The following is a 24,785-nucleotide window of genomic DNA, read 5'->3' as shown; positions in this document are numbered from 1 at the left end:
TCAACTGCATACCTGGTTTTGAAAGAGCCACAAATTTGTTGACAATGACAATCATAACGATAGCAATCGTGATTGGGTACAAGATAACCAGTACTGGAATTGAGTACTTGATAATCGCATCAAGACCCAAATTGGCAATAGCAAATCCAATCAAAGTAAAGGCTGTCGCATAAACCTTATAGCTGATTTGTGGGAAGCGTTCATTAAAGAATTCAGCTGTTGACACAATCAAACCAACAGTTGTTGTGAAGCAGGTTACGGTAACCATAGCTGCAAGGAAGAGTTGGGCTGTTGAGCCAAAGATTTCTTGGGTAGCTTGTGACAAGATGTAAACACCTGGTGTTCCACCCTTCATCGCTTCAGCTGGTACTGGGAAATGATTTCCAAGGAAACCTAAACCGATGTAAAGAGCGCTGAAAGCAAGGGCAACAACGATACCAACAACCCAAATAGTTGAAATGTATTCTTTCTTACTTGAAAATCCAAGTTGTTTCAAGGTTTGAACTGCGATTACACTAAAGGCAACTGAGGCAAGGGCGTCCAAGGTATTGTAACCTTCTAGGAAACCTGTACCAAAGGCAGAAGCTTGATAAGCAGCTGAAGCAGCTTGAGGACTTGTTCCACCGTATTTGATAGCTCCTAGGACAACCAAGATAACAATCAAAATCGCAAAGACTGGCGTTAAAATACGGCCGATACGGTCTAAAATTTTTGATGGATTGAGCGATATCAAATAGGCTGCTGCAAAATACAGAACTGTAAAGACAATCAAACCAAGACCTTTATTTGCATCCGACAAAAGAGGGCTAATCCCTACTTCGTAAGCTGTTGTAGCTGTACGTGGGATAGCAAAGAATGGACCGATTGACAAGTAAAGAACTGAGAGGTAAAGAGTCGCAAACCAAGGCGCTATCTTTGTAGAAATCTCGTAGATATATCCTTTAGGATTTAGCGTTCCAATAATAAGAGTCAAGACGGCGATACCGACACCTGAAAAGACAAAACCTGCGATGGCAGGAAGAAAATGTTCTCCAGATAGAGCACCTAGAGAAGGCGGAAAAATCAAGTTCCCCGCACCAAAAAATATTCCAAACAGGAGTAAACCTGTTAGGGCACCTTTTTTAGCCATGAAAATCTCCTTCATATTTATAAAATACTGACCTAGTATATCATGAATAGGAGCATGAAAAAAGCTTCACGAAGTAAATATTGAATGTTTTCAAGATTCTTAAAAATGAGAATTGTCTAAAAATAAAATTCTCCTACCAAGATCACACTAAGTAGGAGAAAATTCTACTGTTTATACTCTTCGAAAATCTCTTCAAACCACGTCAGCTTCACCTTGCCGTACTCAAGTACAGCCTGCGGCTAGCTTCCTAGTTTGCTCTTTGATTTTCATTGAGTATTAAAGTTCTTCAAAGGCCATCATGCCACCTTGGACATTGATAACCTCATAACCTTGTTCTGATAAGAATTGGCAAGAGCGCGCCGATCTCATTCCAGATTTACAAATAACATAATGTAACTGGTCCTTGTCCAACTGATTATAGCTATCAGCCAATTGACTCAGAGGAAGATTCTGAGCACCTTCTAAATGAAGAGCTTCAAACTCATCCACTTCTCTCACGTCCACTAAAGAAAGTTGGTCGTTTTGGTAAAGCTGGTAAAATGCGTCAAAAGAAATTTCTTTCATTCTTTTTCTCCTAAAATAGTTTTAATTCTTTTTTTCAAATCCGGCACCACTTCTGACTCAAACCAAGGATTTTTAGCCATCCAGATTTGATTTCGCGGTGAGGGATGAACTAGTGGAAAATAGGTTGGCAAGTAGTTCTGGTAGTGTTTTACCCGTTCTGTCACCTTGCCACTGACTTTCTCCTGTAAATAGTAGGCCTGGGCATATTGCCCAATCAAGAGGGTCAATTGAATATCTGGTAATTCTTGCAAGAGCTGTGGATGCCATTTTTCAGCAAAGCCAGTTCTCGGTGGTAAATCACCTGACTTGCCATGCCCTGGAAAGTAGAAATCCATAGGCAGAACAGCAAAATATCCTGAATTGTAAAAGGTATCTTCATCCACACCTAGCCAGTCGCGCAAGCGGTCACCACTCTTATCTTTCCAGTAAAGGCCTGCTTCTTGGGTTTTAAGTCCAGGTGCCTGACCGATGATATTGATGCGAGCAGTCTTTGGCGCTGCAAAGAGAGGCTCAATGCCACGCTCTGTATAGCTGGCATTCTGTGGATCTGACATAATAGCCTGCTTGATTCTTTCAATTTGAGACATCTACTTTCCCTCCAAAAAGAAGTCTAAGCATACAATCTCAGACTTCTATCGTTTTATTTGATCAATTCGTAAATAGCTTCGGCATAGATTGCTGCTGCTCGGAAGAGATCATCCAAGGCGATAAATTCATTGGCTTGGTGCATGGTGTCAATTGAGTCTGGGAACATGGCACCATAGGCAACACCTCGTTCTAGCAAGCGACCAAAGGTTCCACCACCGATGACTTGCTCGTGACCTTTAAGGCCTGTTTGTTTTTCATAAACATTCAACAAGGTTTGCACAAGTGGATCTTCCATTGGCACATAGTGAGGCGTATGACCATGTTCAGAAAGGCTAACAGAAGCAACTGGCAAGTTTTCAAGGATTGACTTGATTTGTTCTGGACTTGTTCCTTTTGGATAGCGGATATTAAGGGCAATGGTATTGTCAGCACTTGTTTCATCGAAGCGGAAGACGCCTGCATTCATAGAAAGAGCACCCATCTTTTCATCCACATGAGCAATCTTGAGATTTTCACCCTCATGGTCGTTCAAGAGAATTTCACCAGCGATGTCAAGGTAGTCTTTGGCTGGACCAGCAAAGTCAAACTGGCTGAGGAAGAGGGCTAGGTAAGTCGCACCATTAACACCTGAAGCAGGCATAGCACCGTGGGCTGATTTACCAATGATCGTCACCTTGTATTGACCAGCTTCTTCTTGGAGTTCTCCTCTAAGTTTGTGTTCTGCAACAAAGGCATCTAGTTTCCCTTGCAAGTCAGTCAAATCACCTGAAACGACTGCTGTTGCTGATTCTGGTACCATATTTTCACGTAAACCACCTGTGAAGCTGTGAAGACGAGCGGCTCCATTGTTTTCTCCTGCAAAGTGGAGATATTCAGTAATATTTCCTTTTTCACCATTGATGATAGGGAATTCAGCGTCTGGAGAGAAACCGAAGTCTGGTTTCGCAAGTCCTACGTGCTTGAAGTAGTAGTCCATGTCTGCCCAGCCTGATTCTTCGTCTGTTCCAACGATGAAACGAACTTTCTTAGAAGTTGGAAGGCCCAATTCTTTGATGATTTTCAAACCATAGTAACAAGCTGTTGTAGGTCCCTTGTCATCCGAAGCCCCACGCGCATAAAGGCGACCGTCTTTGATAGTCGGTGTGTAAGGGTCTGTGTCCCAACCGCTACCAGCTGGCACCACGTCCATGTGGGCAAAGATTCCGAGAACTTCTTCTCCATCACCAAACTCGAAGTGTCCTGCGTAGTTATCAACATTTTTAGTTGGGTAGCCATCACGCTCTGCGATTTCAAGGAATTTCTCCAAAGCTTTTACTGGACCAGGTCCAAATGGATGTTCAGCATCAACCTTGCTGTCATCACATTCTGAGTTGATTTCCAAAAGGCTAAACAAGTCAGCCAAGAGGTCTTCTTTGCGTTTTTCTACTTCTGCTGTAAAATCAATTGCTGTCATATTATCTTCTTTCTATCTTTTCTCGATGATTTCATCTACTGGCAAGCGGTAGCTTGGTTCCAATTTCTCGTCTGTGTAACCCACTGTAATCAAAAGTTCTGGGCGGAAACGGTCTTCAATTTCCAAAACCTCATTGACTTTTGATTTGTCAAATCCAAGGATCAAATTTGATCCGATTCCTTGGTCTGTAAGAGCGAGAACCAAGTTCATAGCAACCAAACCTGCATTGAGGGCTAAGTAGTCGCTTACTTGTTGTTCATTGTAACGGGCAAATTCCGCAGGTAAATTCTTCATAAAATATTGAAGTTGCTCTTCAGAAAAGTTATTAGCACCACCAACTCGGGCAATCTTACGAGCACGTTTAGCCAAATCTGTGTCTGTAAACAAGGCAATAGTTACAGGCGCTGATGATACCTGTTCAAAGTTTGAACCGTAAGCCAATTTTGCTAGTTCGGCATTTTTCTCACGCACCACCACAAATTTCCAAGGTTGGCTGTTGTGGGCACTTGGTGCCAAGGTTGCAATTTCGATAGCCGTACGCACATCTTTTGGATCAACTGGCTTATCAGTGAAATGCTTAGTCGCATGACGTTTTTTATTTAATTCAAGAAATTTCATAATCGATTTCCTTTTCTAATTCTACTGCTTCCATTCTACCATAATTTGAAAGAGCTTGCAGAGATTTTTCATAGAAACAAACTGGAACAAGGATAAGCAACCGAATGAAGAAAACCATTTAAATCAGGAATCCCATCATCCAGTTCCAATTAATTTTCAGTTACTTAAAGAAACTAGTCTATCTTATATTCTGACTTTATAGCCTCCAAGAATTTCTTCACATCCTCTGCATACCCATGCTTATCTATTAAGCTGGCTAAAAGTTCCTGATTGTGTCCCTGATAGTTATCTTCACGACGTAATTCTTCATACATTTCGATAAAGGGAAGCCCCTTGGACTTGGCCAATTCTAACTCAGCCTCGTAATCATAAGCAACTTTACGAAATAGGATATTTACCAATTCCCCATCTTCAACTTCTATCACGGCATACTGGGCACGGTGATTTTTTAACGCCTCCCAATTAAAATAGGGCATGCCAATCGACCCTGGATTGATGATTTGTTGCCCTTGACTGCCATAACGAAGCAACTGCTTGTGAACATGACCATAGACTGCCACGTCAGTTTCCTCATCTAGGAGTTGGTCAAATTTCTCTATATCATTCTCAACTAGCAAGTCGCCACCATAGTTCTTATTTGGCAAATTATGAGAGATAGAAAAGCGTAATCCGTCAATTTCTTTCTTTTCCAGCAAAGGCAAGCTTCGTAGCCAGACAATCGTTGCAGGATCCATTCGCTCCATCAAAAACTGGGTCATGCGCATTGACTGGATTTCTTTCGGATGTTCCAAACCATATTCACCATCCAAGGCCTCAAGGATACGATCATCCCAATTGCCTCGAACACTGGCTGTGATAGGAAGGTCCTTTAGCAGGGCGACTAAGTCATTTGCGCCTGGACCAGGAAGAAAAATATCTCCCAGAAGCCAGTATTCACTGACTCCTTGATTTTTAGCATCTGCAATCACTGCTTCTAGCGCCGTCGCATTGCCATGAATATCTGATAAAATTGCGATTTTATGGTTCATGATGGTCTCCTTCTGTTTGATAATCTACTTTTTCTTCCGCAACTTGAGCCAATTCCACTTCTTCCTGCGGGTTCAACTTCCTCTGCACTGCTTCTGCGACTGCTCTAGGCACACCGACTTCGACAATCTCATCCACACTGGCTTCCTTGATTTTAGTTAGAGATTTGAAATGCTTCATGAGATTTTGCTTGCGTTTAGGTCCCAGGCCGTCAATGCCATCCAATTGTGATGAAAAGGAATTTTTGGAGCGCAGTTGGCGGTGGAAAGTAATGGCAAAGCGGTGCACCTCATCTTGGATGCGTTGGAGGAGGAAAAATTCCTGAGAATTACGAGATAACTCCACCACCTCAAGCGGATCTCCAAAAAGCAATTCATGGGTTTGGTGCTTGTCATTCTTTTGCAAACCTGCAATTGGAATATCCAAGCCTAGCTCCTCTTGGATGACTTGCTTGGCAATATTGACTTGCCCTTGTCCTCCATCAATCACAATCAAATCTGGCGGGGTTAAACCATCACGTTGAACTCGGCCATAGCGCCTGCGAATGACTTCTCTCATACTGGCATAGTCGTCTGGCCCAACGACAGTCTTGATTTTATACTTACGATAATCCTTCTTACTAGGTTTGCCGTTGACAAAGACCACCATAGCCGAAACAGGACTGGTCCCCATGATGTTAGAGTTATCGAAGGATTCGATACGAACTGGTGTCGGGATTTGGAGCAAACGTCCTAGATTTTCAATAGCCCCTTGGGTCTTTTCGACTGATTTTTCTAGCAGGTTGAACTTCTGCTCTAGACTGACTCGAGCATTCTTTATAGCCAAATTGACCAGTTGCTTTTTCTCTCCACGCTGAGGCTTAAGAATCTTGGTGTCTACCAAAGCCTTGACAGCTTCTTCGTCAATATCCTGCGGAATCAGCACCTCATTAGGAACTAGATGAGATTTTTCTTGATAAAATTGTCCTACATAGGTCAAGAAATCCTCATCCGGATCATTGTAGTAGGGGAAAAGATTAACGTCTCGCTCAATGAGCTTGCCCTGACGGACAAAGAAAACCTGGACACACATCCAACCCTTATCCACATAGTAGCCAAAGACATCCCGATTTTGGAGATCCTTAGCCATGATCCGTTGCTTGGTTCGAAGCGTTCCAATGGCCTGAATCAGATCACGGTATTCCGCTGCACGTTCAAATTCCATAGTCTGAGCTGCCGCTGCCATCTTGCCCTTGAGGTCATCGATAATTTGATCATCCTGCCCTTTTAGGAAATCAGAAACCTCCTGAGCCATAGACTTGAAATAGTCCTCATCCTTCTTACAGATGGTGTGGGCCATACATTGACCGATATGGTAGTAAAAACAGACCTTAGATGGTGGATTCGTACACTTGCGAAAAGGGAAAATCCGATCCAGCAATCGCTTGATTTCATTGGCTGCCCCCACATCTGGATAAGGTCCAAAGTAGAGACCTCCGTCCTTTTTGACCTGACGAGTGATAATCAAGCGAGGATAGCGTTCATGGGTGATTTTGATGAAAGGATAGGACTTGTCATCCTTGAGCATGATATTGTACTTGGGCTTGTTTTCCTTAATCAGGTTGATTTCTAGGAGAAGTGCCTCAATATTAGACTCCGTAACAATAAATTCAAAATCCACAATTTCAGATACCAAGGCCTCTGTCTTGGTATCGTGACTCCCTCGGAAATAGGACCTCACGCGGTTACGCAGATTTTTAGCCTTTCCTACATAGATAATAGTGCCGTTTTTATCCTTGTGAATGTAGCAACCAGGGCTGGTCGGCAAGAGCTCTAGTTTTGATTTAATCAAGTTGTTCATAATTCCATTATAGCAAAAAAGTAGGGAAAGATTGTTCCCTACTCATTGGTCTCATATAATTTTCGAAGTCTTTCAACATCCTCTTCCTGGATACCATAAAAGGAACCTGCAGGTTGCATCACAGACTTCTCATCTGTATGGTCCAAGCCAATTGCATGCCCCAACTCATGTTCTGCCGTATGGACAATACGCTCAAAGGAATAGCCATAGTTAGGATTGGACAGATAATAGTGATTCAACCGCACCGTGACAGACAAGAATTGCCCCGTTAAGAGATTGCTCTGACTTTCCGCCTCTCCTGCCACAGGAGTGCCTCCGTCATTCATCTCCGTAGCCATAATATCTGCCTTACTGGACTCGGTGACAATTTCAAAGTTAAAAGCACCAGTTTGATTCCAATTCTGAATCGCTTCTACATAAGCCTCTTGAAAGCGTGAATCCATCTGGGGATCCAAGTAAATACGAGCAGAAGCCTGTGGCCATCTTCCTTCAGAATGCTGGTGGCTATCTGTCTGGTTCAACTTAGGCAGTTGCCCTGTTCTTTCCCATTGGTTGATGCTTTGTTGACCAATTTTTACTGACCGCTCTGCTTGCTTTAGCGCTTCTTGAAAATCCCCGTTCAGATACCAGAGAAATCCAAAAGCAAGAGTGCATAAAAGCAAAACAATCCAAACCAGGCGCCAAAACAAACGCAAAACAAAAGAAAAGAAAGCCCCTATCAAACGAAAAAGCCAACGCATATCTCTCCACCTTTCTAGCAAATAAACTTTATTTTACTAAAAGAAGCTGAAAGAAAGCTAAATACTGGCTTTTTCATCTTAACGTCCTACTATTTTTTTGAGTAACTGGATAGCTTTGTATTTTAAAGGCGATGGATGATAACGGAAAGTACCTGCTTTGCGTACAATATAGCCATTAAAATTCTGTTTAAAACGCAAAACACCATCACTTCCATCAAAAATCCCTTGAATCCCTAGGAAGTTGTATTGATGGATATTTCGTTGCATTGTCTGCTTCATCGCATGATATTGAAGTAAAAATGGAGCTGAAAACTTCTGATACTCTGCGTACGACCCCCCAAATAAGTAGGTTGCCTCTGTATTTGTGTAGATTATTAAAGCACAAGCTAGAGCAACATTGCCAGACTCACTATCCAAACTAGTTAGAAAATCTTTTTTCTTTTGCAAAGCTTGGTATTGCTGGTGAAATTGTTTCGACTTCTTGTCAAGACTAGCCATCTTCACATTTAAAGCATCTATAGACTGTTGCGGATTGACTTCAGCAATTAGGAAATCCGCCTTATCTCCAAACATATCATACAATTTCATGTAATAATCTAAATTCTTATCCTCAAAACCTTGTCTTTTACCTGTTTCTTCGATAATTTTTTTGAATGTTGGAATTTCTTCCCGTTCTGCATTGCGAATAAGAATATTAAAATCAAAGGCTGATTGAATGTTGCGAATACTATTTTTATTAAAAGATTTCAATAAGGAAACAGCATCATAATCTTGCAAATCTTTGATGTAATGCCAGCTGACTTCTCCATTAGGATACCCTGTCGTCAATCCATCAAATTGATAACCTAAATCAGTTAAACCTTGAATAATACTTTTTTTCTCAGCATCTATTGGATTACCTTGGCTATCAAAAGTTTGATAAGTTTCATAAGGTTTTACAAGCAACTCTAATACACCATTTTGCTTGGCATATTCTTTTAACTCCGCATAAAAAACTGGAAGAGCATCTTGTTGGGTATAAATCGGCCCCGAATTGAGCTCCATATGCAGACCACCCAGCATGGGCAAGCTATAAACCAGAGCTGCAACTTGAATTTCTCCTTCTTGTTTCAAAGCTAGATAAACAATTCGAGCTCCTCTTTTTTCTAACAAGTCCCCCATCTGGACCGATTGCATAAAGGAACGAGAAGAAACCTGATCAGAATAAGCCTGAAACTCTTCTTTCGTGAGTGTAATTAGTGCCATATACTTACTTTCTATGTTTTTTTCTTAATGTTTTACGGAAATCAAGAGCAAGTCTTAACAGAGGATAGAGAGGATGGGTAGGCATTGTAAATTCACCCAAGTATTCTTCGATCGTTGGATTAAAATTAGCTTTAAAACGATAGAGTCCACCATCTAAAGCATTCTCGACGCCTCCTAAATTTTGCCATAAAATGCCACGTTCAAAGGAATATCGAGCTGTCTCATACCAAGTCAAAATAGGAGCTTTATAACGTCTAAAATCTTCATCCATTCCTGCGTATAGATTGACAGAAGTTTGTCCGAATTCTAAAGTCAAGGTAGCTGCTAAAGGAACTCTTGCTTGACCTGCATCCATATATTCCTGCAGGAAAGTCAATTCCTCTAACAAACGTTCTTTTTCCTTCTTCTGCGCTTCTACTTTTGAAGTTCGAGTCGACTCAGTAAAGGTCTCTTCCAAGGCTCTGTTTTTCGCTAACTGTTCTTCTAATTCTTGCGAACGTTTAGAAACATCCAAGGTTGCCAAGGTGATATAGGCCTTGTCCTTAAAATTATCTAACAATTTTTTATAATAGGCTTCATTCCTCAAATGGATATCTTTTCGCTTCTCAGTTTTTTTCATCAAAAACGAGAAAGATTCTAACAATTCATCTCTACCAATCTGAATCTCTACACCCTTATTTCGAGCGGATCGAATAGCTTGTTTTGTTGACTTGCAAAGTTTATCTTCTGTAAAATTTTCCTTGTATACTTTTGCCTGAATACGAGGCTGAATGGTATCTCCCATTCCATCGGTCTTTCCTGACCACCTTACTCCCATTCTTTGCAAATTTTCAATAATAGCCATATTTTCAGGATATTCTATTTTTTCATGCTTGATTGAACTTTGCGATAGGCAAATACTTGGGTCAAAAGTCACAAAAATAGCTCTCTTACTGCGAGCATAAGACTTAATGGACTGAATGACAAAACTCAAGAGTTCTGTATCTCCATAATCCAATATGGGTCCTCTTGGGACGTAAAACATTTTATAGCCTAGCGGAAGAGTTCTAATCAAAATACTAGCTGTCGCCAGTAATTTTTCTTCCCTGTAAACACCAAACTTCTCATGTTGCCAATCAGACTTAACTTCTTCCCAAGCACTACTTTGTAATACATTGCCTAATTCATGGTCTTTGACAAACTGATCATATTCTAATGCGGGAATGCCAATTTGATAACGGTACATTTCCTACTATCTTTCATCCAGTATCTTATTACTATTCTACTACTTTCGCTTGAAAAGTCTAGTGAAAACATATTTTATTTTAGTTCTACTCCCCCTATGCTGAAGTTCAAACTAAGTCAATCTCTCTTCTAATTTGAAATCAATTGGTAGGCTTGCTAGAAACCGTTCCAATTGTTTTTCCCAATAATACCACTCGTGAGTTCCAGCGTTATGGCTATAGGTCACATCAAATCCCAGTTTTTTGAGATTATTCACTGTTAGATTATTGGCTTCGTACAAGAAATCCTGCTCGCCACACCAAGCCCAAAGTTTGGTCTTTTTATCCGATTTTTTAGCCAGACTTTCTAGAGAATAGGTGCTAGCTGTCCAATCTTTAATCTCCCCAAACACACCCCTCCAATAAGCCGGTGTTCCCAGATTTTGGCTTTCAGGAGAAAAATCTTGAAAACTAAGAGCACCTGAAAAGCTAGCTGCGTGAGAAAAACGATTTGTAGCAAGAGCCAATTTGAAACAGCCATAGCCTCCCATAGAGAGACCAGCGATAAAGGTCTTTTCACGCTTGCTGGTCATATTAGGGAAGAAGCGTTTCAAAACCTGTGGCAATTCCTCTGCTAGAGCTGTGTAATAGTCAAAACCATACTGGGTATCAGTGTACCAACCGTTGCTGGTATTGGGCATGACGACGATGAGATTGGTTCCTCGAAGCAAGCGTTCTACGTTGGTCCGCTTGAGCCAGCTATTATGGTTACCAGACATCCCGTGCAAGAGGTACAAGACTGGAATGTCTTTACAATCTGGTTCTTCCACTCGATTGGCATCAGGATAGAGGACATTCACTCCCCACTCCATATCCAAAACTTGTGAGTAATACTCGATTTTCATTACTGCCATAATTTTTTCCTCTATTTTTCTATAAGAAAAAGCCGAAACTCGACTTTCCCTCTGTTTATTTCAACAATTATTTTGCTTCCATGACTACTGGTAAAATAGCTGGACGACGCTTAGTCTGGTCAAAGAGATACTTAGTCAAATTATCCCGAACCTTCCCTTTAAGATCTGCCCAGTCAAAGTCATCTCCTTGAAGATAGTCTTCTACCGTTTGGTTAATCAATTCTGAACTTTCACGGAGAATATCGCGACTCTTCTTGAGATAAACAAATCCACGCGTGTGAACACGAGCCTTGGCCACAATTTTCTTCTCACGACGGTTAACGGTAATTGCTACGATGAAAATACCGTCCTCTGACAAGACCTTACGGTCACGAAGAACTACATTACCAACATCACCGATGGCATTCCCGTCAATCAAGACATCCCCTGCTGAAACAGCTCCAGCTGGGACAAAATCTCCATTCTCATAAGCCATGCTGGTTCCCTTTTTAGGGATGAAAATGCGTTCTGGCAACATTCCAACTGCCATAGCAGCCTTAGCATGAGCATCTAACTCACGATATTCCCCTTGAATTGGGAAGAGATACTTAGGTTGCAAGAGATTAATCATCAATTGCAAGTCACGCGCATTTCCGTGCCCTGACACACGCAAGCTTTGAGTGATCAGTTTGACAACCCCTCCAGCTTGATAAATCATATTTTCCACACGCGCCATGACTGCTTCCTTGGCGATAGACGGAGTCGTTACGATATATACTAAGTCACCGTCCTTGATTTCCACATAACGGTGGCGACCAATCGACATCTTGCGAAGACCGTTGATAGGCTCACCCATACGACCTGTCTCAAGGATAATCAACTCATGGTCTTCAAAGCGAGACATATCTTTTGGCTTAATCAAAAGACTCTCGTTAGCTAGAGACAATTTCTTAAGACGAATAGCAGTGCGGACGATATTTTCAATATCGAATCCTGTCAAAACCACACGACGGCCTGTTTCATCCGCAGCGTCAAACACCTGCTGGATACGAGAGAGGTTGCTGGCTACTGCTGCAACAATGATACGTCCATCCCAATCAGAAATGGTTTGAGTGATTTCATCCCCAACTTCACTTTCACTAGCCACTTGGATATTGCTATCTGCATTGGCTGAATCGCTAAGAAGAGCCAGAACTCCATCACGACCGATTTCTGCCAAACGAGCGAAGTCTGTCGCATAGGATTCACTAGCTGTCTGGTCAAATTTGAAGTCACCTGTATAAACGATACTTCCTTCAGCTGTCTTCAAGACAACACCCAGACTTTCTGGGATAGAGTGGGTCGTACGGAAGAAGGACACCACAGTCCCTCCAAAATCTATCTCCGTATCCTCATCAATGACATGGAAATCATTAAATTTCTTAACTGTGTCATTCCCTTTGACAAAGAGTTTTGCCAACTCAATGGTCAACTCAGAGCCAAATACAGGTACCTTGGCTTCAGCCAAGAGATAAGGCAGAGCACCAATAGCATCTGCATGTCCATGGGTCAAGAAGACGCCAGCGATACGGTCGCTATTTTCAAAAAGGTAGTCCATATTTGGAATAACTACGTCCACCCCTAGTTGTTCGTTTTCAGGGTATTTCAGACCTGCATCCAAAACGAAAATAGATCCATCGATTTCAGCGATATACATATTTTTCCCATTTTCACGCACACCACCAAGTGTTGTTAAACTTATATTACTCATTTTTCCTCCGAAAGCTTAGTTTATCTTGATTATAGGGTTACTTTCCCTTTTATTCTAAAAGCACTATTACTTTTAGCCGAATCTTTTCCTAACATTATACCATTTTTTTGATGATTTTCAAAATGAAGATTTGTTTTCAAAAAAGAGCTGGTTTCCCAACTCTTTCCTATGATCTACTCTTTTTCCATTAAAAAGTCATAAATTTCTTGCACGGTACCCAGCGCCATCATTTCTTGGTCTTTGACGGTTTGTTTGAGATTTTGGTAAATCTGACTTTCTCCTATCTCTCTCTTTGGCGCTTCTTTATTGACTGTCATAACCCCATCTTTGATTACCACAAAACCTAATTCTTCAAATATTTGAATCATTTTGACCAGCAAGATTTGTTGAATATTGAGATAAGTAGCCAAGTCTTTCAGCTTGTAGCGAATATCAAACTCTGGAAACTGGTAGATGGTCTTGTACAATTTGGCAAACTGCTCTCTAGTCCCATAACCTGTTAGATAGTAGGCCTTGTCAATATCATTTTTGAAATAGACAGCAGAGAAATTCTGTTCCTGAAAAATGGTTTTCAGCAGGGTCATATCCTCAGGAATGGTTTTTACAACAACCGAGTCACTAGTCGCTAAATCTGGCACTTCTCCAGCAAAATCCAAGACTGGAACTCCCTCTGGCAAGGTGGCATTCTTTCCACGAATGTTAAAGAGCTGAACCCCCTCCACACGCGCATCCACCATCATCAACTGGAGGGCAGTTTGGCCATTCCATTGGTTGACAGAGAGAGTCACTGCCAATTCCAATTGCTTGGTCTGTGAGAATTCAGTCGCCCTTTTCCCTTGACCAAAAGCGACCACCTCAAAACTAGATTCACCTTTGGAAATTTTTAGCTTGAGATGGGCATTGCCTGCCCCCATGGTACGGGCACTTTCGACCTGAAAATCCTTGATATAAAAGACAGGTTTCTGATTGTCCATCCCAAAAGGTGCCAAGCGCTCAAAGTTCTTGACTGTTTCAAGACTCAAAGTCTCTAAATTCAACTCTTCATCTAGGTTTAACTTATTCTTGCCACTAGCATCTGCACCTTTTTCACGGACATAATCTTCCAAAACCTGAGATAAATCTGAAAGTTTCTCAACTTCCAGCGTCATTCCTGCTGCGCCAGCATGGCCTCCAAAGGCGATAAAGAGGTCTCGATGAGGATCCAAAGCTTCAAAAATATCGACCGCTTCCACACTACGAGCACTGCCCTTGGCACGACCGTCTTCTATATTAAGAACGATGACTGTCTGTCCCAATTCTTCCAACAAACGACCAGCCACGATTCCTAGAACCCCAGGATTCCAGCCTTCCTTGGCCAAGACCTGAACCTTCTTCTCAGGATCCACCATGGTCTTAGCTTCTTCATAGATTGACTGAACGATTTCCTTACGCTCTTCATTTTTTTGGTGAATCATAAGGGCAATCTCGTGCGCTTCTTCGTCGTCAAAGCCAGTCAGCAAATCAATAGCTGGATTGGGATCATCCAAGCGCCCCAAGGCATTTAAACGAGGGGCAATCTGGAAACCAATCGTTTCTTCTGTTACTTCGTTGGCAGCAATCCCAGCCATGTCTAGCATTTCTTGCAGACCGATGCGCTGAGTATGCCCCAACATTTCTAGACCATATTGAACCAAGATACGATTTTCATCCGTCAAACTCACCATATCTGCAATGGTTCCGATAGCGACCAAATCAAGCAATTCCACTTGTACTTCTTCCAAAAGGGCACAAGCCAGCTTGAATGCCACTCCGCAACCAGCCAAATATTTGAAAGGATAGTCCGCATCTGGATGCTCAGGATGAACGATGGCATAGGCATCTGGCAAGGTTTCAGGCATGGAATGGTGGTCAGTCACAATGACATCTACTCCCATAGACTGGGCCAATTCGATGGCCTCGTGACCAGCAACTCCATTATCCACTGTCACAATCAAGGAAATTCCCTCTTGCTCGATAAAGTATTTATAGACACTGGCATTTGGACCATAGCCATCTGTAAAACGATTGGGCAGATAAACACGGCACTCGGCACCAAGCTGTTCCAAACTTTCCTTCACAATCGAAGCCGAGGTCATACCATCCGCATCATAGTCTCCATAAACGAGAATATTTTCCCCTTCTTCAATGGCCTGACGAATACGAGCCACTGCCTTGTCCATATCATGGAGTAGATAAGGGTCATGCAAGTCCTCCAAGGAAGGTTCTAAAAACTTCTTCAGACTTTCTTCATCCTGAATCCCTCTCTCTAATAATAACCGAGCCACCTCAGGATCCAGTCCAGCCTTCTTGGCTATCTTTGTAAAATCCGCATCTTCAACCTGCGGGGCAAACTGCCATTCATAAGTAGGTGTTATCAAAAAGACATCCACTCTTTCTAAGAATTCTATTGCTTCATTATAACATGATTTAGACGTTTTCTCTATCCAGATTGCTTTTTATAAAATTTTAGTGAATTTTTTCAGATATGATTTGACAAGACAATTTTTTTGGTGTAGAATCATGTTATAAAATCTAACACAAAGGAGATTCCTTATGGCTTTAGTAGAATTTGAACACGTCGAAAAATATTACGGAGACTATCACGCACTCCGCGACATCAATCTCCGTTTTGAAAAAGGACAAGTCGTTGTCCTCCTCGGACCATCTGGTTCTGGGAAATCCACTCTTATCCGTACCATCAATGGTTTAGAGGCTGTCGACAAGGGAAGTCTTCTAGTCAATAGCCACCAAGTTGCTGGTGCCAGCCAGAAAGATTTAGTGCCTCTTCGCAAGGAAGTTGGCATGGTTTTCCAACATTTTAACCTCTACCCTCACAAAACAGTGTTAGAAAACGTAACACTTGCACCTATAAAAGTTCTAGGAATTGATAAAAAAGAAGCTGAAAAGACAGCCCAAAAATATCTGGAATTTGTAAATATGTGGGACAAGAAAGATTCTTATCCAGCCATGCTATCCGGTGGACAAAAACAACGAATCGCCATTGCTCGTGGTCTTGCCATGCATCCTGAACTCCTCCTCTTTGATGAGCCAACATCTGCCCTTGACCCTGAAACCATCGGAGACGTTCTGGCAGTTATGCAAAAATTGGCCCACGATGGTATGAATATGATTGTCGTTACTCATGAAATGGGCTTTGCCCGTGAAGTTGCTGACCGCATCATCTTTATGGCTGACGGGGAAGTTTTGGTAGATACGACCGATGTCGATGACTTTTTCGACAATCCAAGCGAACCTCGTGCCCAACAATTCCTCAGCAAAATCATCAACCACGAAAGTGACAAAGTCAAATAAGGAGGCGCCTATGAAAAAGAAATTTTTTTTATCCGCAATATTGATTAGCCTTTTCGGCCTTGCTGCTGCAAAACCAGTCCAGGCTGATACCAGTGTCGCAGACATTCAAAAGAGAGGCGAGCTGGTTGTTGGTGTCAAACAAGACGTTCCCAATTTCGGTTACAAGGATCCCAAGACAGGGACCTTTTCTGGTATCGAAACTGACCTGGCCAAGATGGTAGCTGATGAGCTCAAGGTCAAGGTTCGTTATGTGCCGGTTACAGCACAAACTCGAGGTCCCCTTCTAGACAATGAACAGGTCGATATGGATATCGCAACCTTTACCATCACGGACGAACGAAAAAAACTCTACAACTTCACCAGCCCTTACTACACAGATGCTTCTGGCTTTTTGGTCAATAAATCTGCCAAAATCAAAAAGATTGAGGACCTAAACGGCAAAACCATCGGAGTCGCCCAAGGTTCCATCACCCAACGCCTGATTACTGAACTGGGTAAAAAGAAAGGCTTGACCTTTAAATTCGTCGAACTTGGTTCCTATCCAGAATTGATTACTTCCCTACACGCTCATCGTATCGATGCCTTTTCCGTTGACCGTTCTATCCTATCTGGCTACATCAGTAAGCGGACAGAACTACTAGATGATAGTTTCAAGCCATCTGACTACGGTATCGTTACCAAGAAATCAAATACCGAGCTCAACGACTATCTTGATAACTTGGTTACTAAATGGAGCAAGGATGGTAGTTTGCAGAAACTTTATGACCGTTACAAGCTCAAACCATCTAGCCATACCGCAGATTAAGGAGGACACCCCATGACAGATTTATCATCTTGGACAGCCTATTTTCAGGATTTTGGACAATTTTTCAATGGTTTCCTCTTCACCCTTGCCCTAGCGATTGGATCCTTTATCCTCGCCATGGTTTTGGGCATCTTCTTTGGAGCCATGTCAACCAGCAAACGTCCAATTTTGCGCATTTTAGCTCGCATCTTTGTGGAGTTTTACCAAAACACTCCCCTCTTGGTGCAGTTTGTTATCGTTTTTTATGGCCTACCTCTTATCAGTGACCACACCATCATGATTCCGATTTATTGGACAGCTGTACTCTGCGTGGGACTCTATCACGGCGCCTATATCGCTGAAGTGATTCGTTCAGGTATTCAGTCTATTCCTAGCGGTCAGATGGAGGCCGCCTTGTCGCAAGGTTTTACCTATATCAGTGCTATGCGTTTGATTATCTTGCCTCAGGCCTTTCGTATCATTCTCCCTCCTTTGACCAACCAAATTGTTAACCTCATCAAAAACACTTCTACAGTCGCTATTATCTCTGGAGTGGACTTGATGTTTGTGACCAAGTCTTGGTCGGCACTTAACGGAAACTACATTCCAGCATTTTTAGGTGCTGCCCTTCTCTACTTTTCTCTTTGCTTTCCTGTTGCCCAGTTTGGTCGCAAGATGGAGCAAGCCAACAAAAAAGCCTATTCACTTTAGGAGGTTACTATGGAATCCATTTTAGAAGTTTTGACCCCAGATAACCTAGTATTTATCTTTAAAGGATTTGGCTTGACCCTCTACATTTCTCTGATTGCCATCGTCCTCGCTACACTTATCGGTACAGTTCTAGCAGTCATGAGAAATGGGAAAAATCCTATCTTGCGCATCATTTCCAGCATTTACATCGAGTTTGTGCGTAACGTTCCCAACCTCCTCTGGATTTTCACCATCTTTTTGGTTTTCAAGATGAAATCCACACCAGCAGGAATCACTGCATTTACCCTCTTTACCTCAGCAGCCTTGGCTGAGATTATCCGAGGCGGTCTCAATGCCGTGGACAAGGGACAGTACGAAGCAGGAATGTCGCAAGGATTTACCTCAGCCCAAATCCTCTACCACATCATTCTCCCGCAAGCCATTCGCAAAATGTTGCCAGCCATCATTTCTCAGTTTGTAACCGTAATTAAGGATACCAGTCTTCTCTACTCTGTTATCGCCCTACAAGAACTCTTTGGAGCAAGCCAAATTCTCATGGGCCGTTATTTCGAACCAGAGCAGGTCTTCAGTCTTTATATCCTGATTGCCCTCATCTACTTCAGCTTCAACCTAGCAATTTCGAGCCTGTCTCATATGCTAGCAAAACGTTGGCAACAAGCTGCAGAATAAACAGCCACTCTCCAGTTAAATTGGAGAGTTTTTTGATGATAGTAGATATTTATAGACCTCAATTTGACACCATACTTTTTCTATGATAAAATGTAACAAATTTGTTTACAACAAATTAAAATCTAAATGAAATGGAATTTTCTATGAAATCAATCAAAGGAATACTCTTTATCATAGCTAGTTTTATCTTGACTCTTTTTGCTTGGATGAACACTTCTCCCCAATTCACTATTCCAGGACTAGCTTTAACAAGCCTATCTCTGACTTTTATCCTAGCCACTCGTCTCCCCCCCTACTAGAAAGCTGGTTTCACGGTTTGGAGAAGGTCTACACTGTCCACAAATTCACAGCCTTTCTCTCCATCATCCTACTAATCTTTCATAACTTTAGTATGGGCGGTTTGTGGGGCTCTCGTTTAGCTGCTCAGTTTGGCAACCTTGCCATCTATATTTTGTCAGTATCATCCTTGTCGCCTATTTAGGCAAATACATCCAATACGAAGCTTGGAGATGGATTCACCGTCTGGTTTATCTAGCCTACATTTTCGGACTCTTTCATGTCTACATGATGATGGGCAATCGCCTTCTCACATTTAACCTCCTAAGTTTTCTTGTTGGTAGCTATGCCCTTTTAGGTTTACTGGCTGGTTTTTATATCATCTTCCTTTATCAAAAGATTGGCTTCCCTTATCTAGGGAAAATTACCAATCTCAAACGCTTAAATCACGATACTAGAGAAATTCAAATCCATCTTAGCAGACCTTTCGACTATCAATCAGGACAATTTGCCTTCCTAAAGATTTTCCAAGAAGGCTTTGAAAGTGCTCCGCATCCCTTTTCTATCTCAGGAGGTCATGGTCAAACTCTTTACTTTACTGTTAAAAATTCAGGCGACCATACCAAGAATATCTATGACAATCTTCAAGTCGGCAGCAAAGTAAGCGTAGACAGAGCTTACGGGCACATGATTATAGAAGAAGGACGAGAAAATCAGGTTTGGATTGCTGGAGGTATTGGGATTACCCCCTTCATCTCTTACATCCGTGAACATCCTATTTTAGATAAACAGGTTCACTTCTACTATAGCTTCCGTGGAGAGGAAAATGCAGTTTATATAGATTTGCTCCATGACTATGCTCAGAAAAATCCTAATTTTGAACTCCATCTAGTAGACAGTAGGAAAGACGCCTATCTTAATTTTGAACAAAAAGAAGTACCCGAACATGCGAGCGTCTATATGTGTGGTCCTCTTTCTATGATGAAGTCACTTGCCAAACAGATTAAGAAACAAAATCCAAAAACAGAGCTTATTTACGAAGGATTCAAGTTTAAATAACCACTCATACTCTCCTGGAATTTCCCAGGAGTTTTTTCTACGCAATCTCAAAAAACACTGCCAGATTTCTAGCAGTGTTTTGAGTTTTATTCATCTTAGTAAACTGTTTTTTCAGTTTCTACATCGAAGAAGTGTGCTTTGTTCAAGTCAAATCCAAGTTCAACTGTTGCACCTGTTTGCAAGTAGTCACGAGCATCAACTTTGGCAACAAATTCATCTTTACCAACTTGGCAGTAAAGGTGAGATTCTGAACCAAGCAATTCTGATACTGAGATAGTAGCTTTTACAACTGATTCTGGGAATGTTTCAAGGAAAGCAGGTTCTGCATTCACATCTTCTGGACGGATACCGAAGATCAATTCTTTACCTTCGTAGCCTTTTTCACGAAGAACTTTCAATGCTCCTTCTGGAACTTTCAAACGGAAACCGTCAGAAACAATTTCGCTACCAACCAATTGCACGTTGATGAAGTTCATAGCTGGGCTTCCGATGAATCCTGCTACGAATTTGTTAACTGGGTTTTTGTAAACTTCTTGAGGAGTACCGATTTGTTCCACACGTCCGATAGTACCTGTACCAGCAGGGTTCTTAGTTGCTGACATGATAACGATACGGTCTGCAAGTGTCATCGCTTCTGTTTGGTCGTGAGTTACGTAGATAGTTGTAGCTCCGATACGACGGTGGATTTTAGCGATTTCAGCACGCATTGATACACGAAGTTTGGCATCCAAGTTTGACAAAGGTTCGTCCATCAAGAATACTTTTGCATCACGGACGATGGCACGCCCCATGGCAACACGTTGACGTTGACCACCTGAAAGGTCAGCTGGTTTACGTTCCAAGAATTCTTTCAATCCAAGGATTGCTGCTGCTTCTTGTACACGTTTGTCGATGTCTTCCTTGCTGTATTTACGCAATTTCAAACCGAAAGCCATGTTGTCATAAACAGTCATGTGTGGGTAAAGAGCGTAGTTTTGGAATACCATGGCGATATCACGGTCTTTTGGAGCTACGTCGTTGACAACCACGCCATCGATAGATGCAGTACCTTCTGTGATGTCTTCAAGACCAGCAATCATACGAAGAGTTGTTGATTTACCACATCCTGAAGGACCTACGAAAACGATAAATTCTTTGTCTTTGATGTCCAAGTTGAAGTCTTCAACTGAGTAGTGTTCGCTGTTTGGATATTTTTTGTAAATATTTTTAAGATTCAATTCTACCATGAGGTGAACTCCTTTTGTCTTTTGATAGTTTTATTATAGATGAAAACGCTTTACATTTCTATGGCAAGGTGACCAAAAAAACAAAAAAGTTCTGTGCAACTTGCACAAAACTTTATAAAACATCTGGTAAAATCAACTGATAACATAAGGTCAGATCAGTCAATTCCTTCAACTGAAGCCCTGTCAATTCTTCCCATTTATCAATTTTGTATTGGAGAGAATTGCGGTGCAGATAGAGTTGCTGGGCTGTTTTAGTTAGGACTGCACTATTTTCCCAAAGGGAGAGAATGATTTCCTGAATCTGGTCTTGATCCAAAATCATCTGGTGTAGACATTCTTTAATGACTCTCAGGTCCACAATTCTTTCCCCCATACTCCAAAGATAGAGTTGTGAAAAGGTGTGAACACCTTGGTGACCCTGACGCCACCAAGTCTTAAACAAATCGCGCTCTGCTTTAATCAAGTCTGATAGGGCTTGATGGCCTGTCTGAGACCAAACCTGGCCCAACATGATTGACAGACGCAGTCCAAAGTCATACTCAACCGCTTCAATCGTATCACTTAAAATAGCTCGTACAGAGGTGTATTTATCTTGTTGAAGTACGAAAACATAATCCTGAGCCCCAACCTGAAGCACCGTCTGACAGTTAGGAAAAAGGGTCCGCATCATATCTAGCCAAGAGGATAGATTTTCCTGCTGAAAATAGGAAAGATGACAGTAAACCAGCTGAATCTTTTTAAAAGCTTGTGGTACTTGTCCCTTGCCCTCAATCAGAAAAGAATACCAAGGATTGAGCGAACGAGCCTGCTCCTGCTGGGTTAAAAGGGCAACCAACTGCTTTTCACGCTCGCTGAGCCTAGCTTCCTCCAGCAAAATCCACTGCTGAGAAGCTAAAGGGAGAGTGAGATAGCCCTCTTTCTCTACTGGTTGGTCTGAAATCTGAGCTTCAGGAAACCAGTCTTGTAGTTCTTTTGCCATCATGTCCTAGCCCTCCACTTTTTGGATGCACCACGAAATCAAGCTCTCAAGACGTTCCAAATTTTCAGTCATATGGAGATAGCCCATCACGGCTTCAAAACCTGTGGACATACGGTAAGTCACCACATCAGCATTTTTGGCCTTGGTGTGGCTATTGGTATTGCGGCCACGTTTGTAGATTTCTTCTTCTTTTTCCGTCAGGACTTGCTCCTCTAACATAAGGGAAATCAGGCAAGCCTGAGCTTTGGCTGAGACATACTTGGTGGCCTCTTGGTGAAGTTTATTGGGCTTGGTCATGCCTTTGAGGATGAGGTGACGACGAATATACATAGAATACACCGCGTCCCCCTCAAAAGCTAACGCAATCCCGTTAATGAGATTGACATCAATCACGTGTCCACCTCACTCCATCCTTGGTGTCAAGGAGCTTAATTCCTTGAGCAGCCAATTGGTCACGGATCTGGTCCGCTGTCGCAAAGTCACGATTGGCACGCGCTTCTTGGCGTTTTTGGATCAAGTCTTCAATGTCTGCATCCAAAACTTCCTCAACAAAGACAATTCCAAAGACTTCCAACATATCCGCAAGAGCTTGCTTGACACTTGCATCATAGTTGCCGGAATTGATCCATTTGGCCATTTCAAAGACTACTGTAATACCGTTGGCAGAGTTGAAATCCTCATCCATAGCTGCTACAAACTTGTCTTTAAAGGCTTGTAACTCTTGAGCATCTACAGTTCCAGTAAATGGTTGTTCATAGGTGTTTTTCAGATACTTGAGATTAGTCTCTGCATCCCGAACTGCTTTTTCTGTGAAGTTGATGGGCTTGCGGTAATGCTGAGTCGAAAAGAAGAAACGAAGCACTTGTCCATCGAGGGTTTTAAGGGCATCATGTACGGTAATAAAGTTGCCCAAGGACTTGGACATCTTGACATTGTCGATATTGACAAATCCATTATGCATCCAATAGTTGGCAAAAGTCTTACCTGTTTTAGCTTCCGATTGGGCAATTTCATTGGTATGATGAGGAAATTCTAGGTCAGCTCCACCACCGTGGATATCAATGGTATCGCCCAAAATCTCTGTTGACATGACCGAACACTCAATATGCCAGCCTGGGCGACCAGGTCCCCAAGGGCTATCCCAAGAAATCTCGCCTGATTTAGCAGCTTTCCATAGAGCAAAGTCTACAGGATTTTCCTTACGAGCTATTTCTTCATCGGTACGACCTGAAGCACCCAGCTCCAAGTCTTCCAAGGTTTTGTTAGCCAACTTGGCATAGTTGTGAGATTTTTCCACACGGAAGTAAACATCCCCTTGACTCTCGTAGGCAAAGCCTTTTTCAATTAAGTCTTCCACAAAACGGATAATGTCAGCCATAAACTCCACCACACGCGGATGTCGAGTCGCAGGTTTGACGCCCAAGGCCGTCACATCCTCACGAAAGGCAGCGATGTACTTGTCCGCAACCTCCTGAGGCGTGATACCTTCTTCCTTGGCACGGTTGATAATCTTATCATCCACATCCGTAAAATTGGAAATATAGGCAACCTCATACCCACGGTACTCAAAATATCGACGAATGGTGTCAAAAGCTACCGTCGAACGGGCATTTCCCACGTGGATATAGTTGTACACCGTTGGCCCACAAACATACATCTTAACCTTACCGTCCTCGATCGGGACAAATTCTCGCAAATCACGAGACATGGTGTCATAGATTTTAATCATAAAATAATAGTCAGGAAAGCCAAAATCCAAGAACAGTTAGTTTCATCACTAAGAGTTCAATTGAATTTCAGTCCGAATCTCTCTACACTTCGGAATCCCTTGCTCCTTTCTCATTCAGATAAACCACCTGGGTCTGTTTGACAAAGCCAATTTTTTCATACAAGCGCTTTGCACCTACATTGCTATCTTCCACTGCAATCTGAAATTCCTTATCATTTTGCTCAATTAGTTGGTTGACAAGGGATTTTGCTAAGTAACTTCCATGGCCTTTCCCACGTTCAGGTTCAGATATTGCTAAACCATAGAGGTAATTCGTATTACTCGATAAATCAACTGTACAAGTTCCAATCACCTGATTGTTTTTTAATAAAATATATAGGCGACTTTCTGGATCTTTCAGAGCTTCAGCGACATATCTATCCACAATCTCTCTAGATTCATGCTCTTCTGAGAATGCCTGAAATTTTAACTGACTGATTTGCTCCTGATACGAACTATCTGCTAACAAAACTTCAAGATTAGAAAGCTTTGCTAACGGATAAGGTCTTCTATCCTTACCTAACCAGGTTTCTGTATCCTCGTCCTCGACCAATCCCCAGTTGCTGACAAAATCAGGATGGAGATCTAGAAAAACACGCTCTGTCTGAAAAGTCACAGACTCAATTGGATAAGATGCCGTTTCTTTCTCAAAACTTCTATACAAAGCCCGCGCAATTCCCTGATGGCGATGACCTGGATGAACCAGTATCGTCACTTCTACATCTTGGTCATCTGCATAGACAGTTAATAAACCAACAAGTTCGCCTTTTTCATAATAAAGGAAAAAGGCGGGCATGTTTGGATCAAAATTAAGCATGTTAGAGAGATAGGGATCACGATAGGTACCGTCATAGTTTTGGCAACAGTTAATTAGTTTTTTCGCCCCAGATAGCTCCTCTTGGCTTAACTTGTTTCTTGCTTGAATCATATAGGTAT

The 24,785-nt window shown here is 42.0% G+C and carries 22 protein-coding genes and 1 pseudogene; 5 read left to right on the top strand and 18 right to left on the bottom strand.

What is annotated here, in order from left to right; genetic code table 11:
* The 13 genes from brnQ to recJ form a co-directional block, all read right to left on the bottom strand.
* Positions 1-1,129 (bottom strand): branched-chain amino acid transport system II carrier protein (brnQ, locus tag RYK12_RS07725; protein WP_314848270.1); only part of this gene is annotated, 1,129 nt, incomplete at its 3' end.
* A 276-nt stretch (positions 1,130-1,405) separates the two neighbouring features.
* Positions 1,406-1,693, bottom strand: a complete 288-nt coding sequence (locus tag RYK12_RS07720) for a rhodanese-like domain-containing protein (protein ID WP_049544828.1) — start codon at positions 1,691-1,693, stop codon at positions 1,406-1,408.
* Entirely contained in the window at positions 1,690-2,280 is a 591-nt protein-coding gene (locus tag RYK12_RS07715) for a uracil-DNA glycosylase family protein (protein ID WP_049544827.1), read from the bottom strand. Before RYK12_RS07715 ends, RYK12_RS07720 begins: the two co-directional genes overlap by 4 nt.
* A 53-nt stretch (positions 2,281-2,333) precedes the next feature.
* A complete protein-coding gene (gene pepV / locus RYK12_RS07710; protein ID WP_314848266.1) occupies positions 2,334-3,734 on the bottom strand; it encodes a dipeptidase PepV in 1,401 nt (466 codons plus the stop codon).
* Positions 3,735-3,746: 12 nt separating this feature from the next.
* Positions 3,747-4,352 (bottom strand): nitroreductase family protein, encoded by a 606-nt coding sequence (locus tag RYK12_RS07705; protein ID WP_000670166.1) that lies wholly within the window; start codon positions 4,350-4,352, stop codon positions 3,747-3,749.
* A 173-nt stretch (positions 4,353-4,525) separates the two neighbouring features.
* Positions 4,526-5,380: a metallophosphoesterase family protein gene (locus RYK12_RS07700; RefSeq protein ID WP_314848264.1), complete on the bottom strand. Its 855-nt coding sequence runs from the start codon at positions 5,378-5,380 to the stop codon at positions 4,526-4,528.
* Positions 5,370-7,217: an excinuclease ABC subunit UvrC gene (gene uvrC, locus RYK12_RS07695; RefSeq protein WP_314848262.1), complete on the bottom strand. Its 1,848-nt coding sequence runs from the start codon at positions 7,215-7,217 to the stop codon at positions 5,370-5,372. Before uvrC ends, RYK12_RS07700 begins: the two co-directional genes overlap by 11 nt.
* Before the next feature lie 38 nt (positions 7,218-7,255).
* Positions 7,256-7,957, bottom strand: coding sequence for a M57 family metalloprotease (locus RYK12_RS07690; RefSeq protein WP_261015766.1), 702 nt, complete (start codon positions 7,955-7,957; stop codon positions 7,256-7,258).
* A gap of 78 nt (positions 7,958-8,035) precedes the next feature.
* Entirely contained in the window at positions 8,036-9,202 is a 1,167-nt protein-coding gene (locus RYK12_RS07685) for an aminoacyltransferase (RefSeq protein ID WP_314848260.1), read from the bottom strand.
* Positions 9,203-9,206: 4 nt separating this feature from the next.
* A complete protein-coding gene (locus RYK12_RS07680) occupies positions 9,207-10,427 on the bottom strand; it encodes an aminoacyltransferase (protein WP_314848259.1) in 1,221 nt (406 codons plus the stop codon).
* 111 nt (positions 10,428-10,538) lie between these two features.
* The gene (locus RYK12_RS07675; protein ID WP_314848258.1) at positions 10,539-11,318 is read right to left on the bottom strand and encodes an alpha/beta hydrolase family protein; all 780 of its coding nucleotides are present in this window, start codon (positions 11,316-11,318) and stop codon (positions 10,539-10,541) included.
* A gap of 67 nt (positions 11,319-11,385) precedes the next feature.
* Positions 11,386-13,047 carry a ribonuclease J gene (locus RYK12_RS07670; RefSeq protein ID WP_125443959.1) on the bottom strand — a complete coding sequence of 554 codons (1,662 nt, stop codon included), beginning with the start codon at positions 13,045-13,047 and terminating at the stop codon, positions 11,386-11,388.
* A gap of 173 nt (positions 13,048-13,220) precedes the next feature.
* Positions 13,221-15,443, bottom strand: coding sequence for a single-stranded-DNA-specific exonuclease RecJ (gene recJ / locus RYK12_RS07665; RefSeq protein WP_314848257.1), 2,223 nt, complete (start codon positions 15,441-15,443; stop codon positions 13,221-13,223).
* Positions 15,444-15,618: 175 nt separating this feature from the next.
* Between recJ and RYK12_RS07660 the strand changes: the two genes are divergently transcribed.
* The 5 genes and pseudogenes from RYK12_RS07660 (at position 15,619) to RYK12_RS07640 (ending at position 19,876) form a co-directional block, all read left to right on the top strand.
* On the top strand, positions 15,619-16,377 hold the full coding sequence (locus RYK12_RS07660) for an amino acid ABC transporter ATP-binding protein (RefSeq protein WP_314848255.1): 759 nt from the start codon (positions 15,619-15,621) through the stop codon (positions 16,375-16,377).
* A 10-nt stretch (positions 16,378-16,387) separates the two neighbouring features.
* Complete coding sequence (locus RYK12_RS07655; protein ID WP_314848254.1) at positions 16,388-17,182, top strand: transporter substrate-binding domain-containing protein; 795 nt, start codon at positions 16,388-16,390, stop codon at positions 17,180-17,182.
* Between the two features lie 12 nt (positions 17,183-17,194).
* Positions 17,195-17,872 (top strand): amino acid ABC transporter permease, encoded by a 678-nt coding sequence (locus tag RYK12_RS07650; RefSeq protein WP_000131145.1) that lies wholly within the window; start codon positions 17,195-17,197, stop codon positions 17,870-17,872.
* A 9-nt stretch (positions 17,873-17,881) separates the two neighbouring features.
* Positions 17,882-18,541, top strand: a complete 660-nt coding sequence (locus RYK12_RS07645; protein ID WP_000443882.1) for an amino acid ABC transporter permease — start codon at positions 17,882-17,884, stop codon at positions 18,539-18,541.
* 143 nt (positions 18,542-18,684) lie between these two features.
* A pseudogene (locus RYK12_RS07640) lies at positions 18,685-19,876 on the top strand (oxidoreductase).
* A 95-nt stretch (positions 19,877-19,971) separates the two neighbouring features.
* Here RYK12_RS07640 and RYK12_RS07635 read toward each other — a convergent pair.
* The 5 genes from RYK12_RS07635 to RYK12_RS07615 form a co-directional block, all read right to left on the bottom strand.
* Positions 19,972-21,102, bottom strand: a complete 1,131-nt coding sequence (locus RYK12_RS07635) for a sn-glycerol-3-phosphate ABC transporter ATP-binding protein UgpC (protein ID WP_314848253.1) — start codon at positions 21,100-21,102, stop codon at positions 19,972-19,974.
* A 112-nt stretch (positions 21,103-21,214) separates the two neighbouring features.
* Positions 21,215-22,084, bottom strand: a complete 870-nt coding sequence (locus tag RYK12_RS07630; RefSeq protein WP_045604718.1) for a helix-turn-helix domain-containing protein — start codon at positions 22,082-22,084, stop codon at positions 21,215-21,217.
* A 3-nt stretch (positions 22,085-22,087) separates the two neighbouring features.
* Positions 22,088-22,474 carry a Mini-ribonuclease 3 gene (locus tag RYK12_RS07625; protein WP_261038635.1) on the bottom strand — a complete coding sequence of 129 codons (387 nt, stop codon included), beginning with the start codon at positions 22,472-22,474 and terminating at the stop codon, positions 22,088-22,090.
* The gene (gene cysS / locus RYK12_RS07620; RefSeq protein WP_314848248.1) at positions 22,467-23,810 is read right to left on the bottom strand and encodes a cysteine--tRNA ligase; all 1,344 of its coding nucleotides are present in this window, start codon (positions 23,808-23,810) and stop codon (positions 22,467-22,469) included. The genes RYK12_RS07625 and cysS overlap by 8 nt, the downstream gene beginning before the upstream one ends.
* An 82-nt stretch (positions 23,811-23,892) precedes the next feature.
* Positions 23,893-24,777 (bottom strand): GNAT family N-acetyltransferase, encoded by an 885-nt coding sequence (locus RYK12_RS07615; RefSeq protein WP_314848246.1) that lies wholly within the window; start codon positions 24,775-24,777, stop codon positions 23,893-23,895.
* Positions 24,778-24,785 lie beyond the last annotated feature (8 nt).

It is taken from the genome of uncultured Streptococcus sp., assembly GCF_963518475.1.
Taxonomy (GTDB): Bacteria; Bacillota; Bacilli; order Lactobacillales; family Streptococcaceae; genus Streptococcus.
Note: the sequence above shows the minus strand (reverse complement) of the source record. Positions and strands in the feature narration are given on the sequence as shown.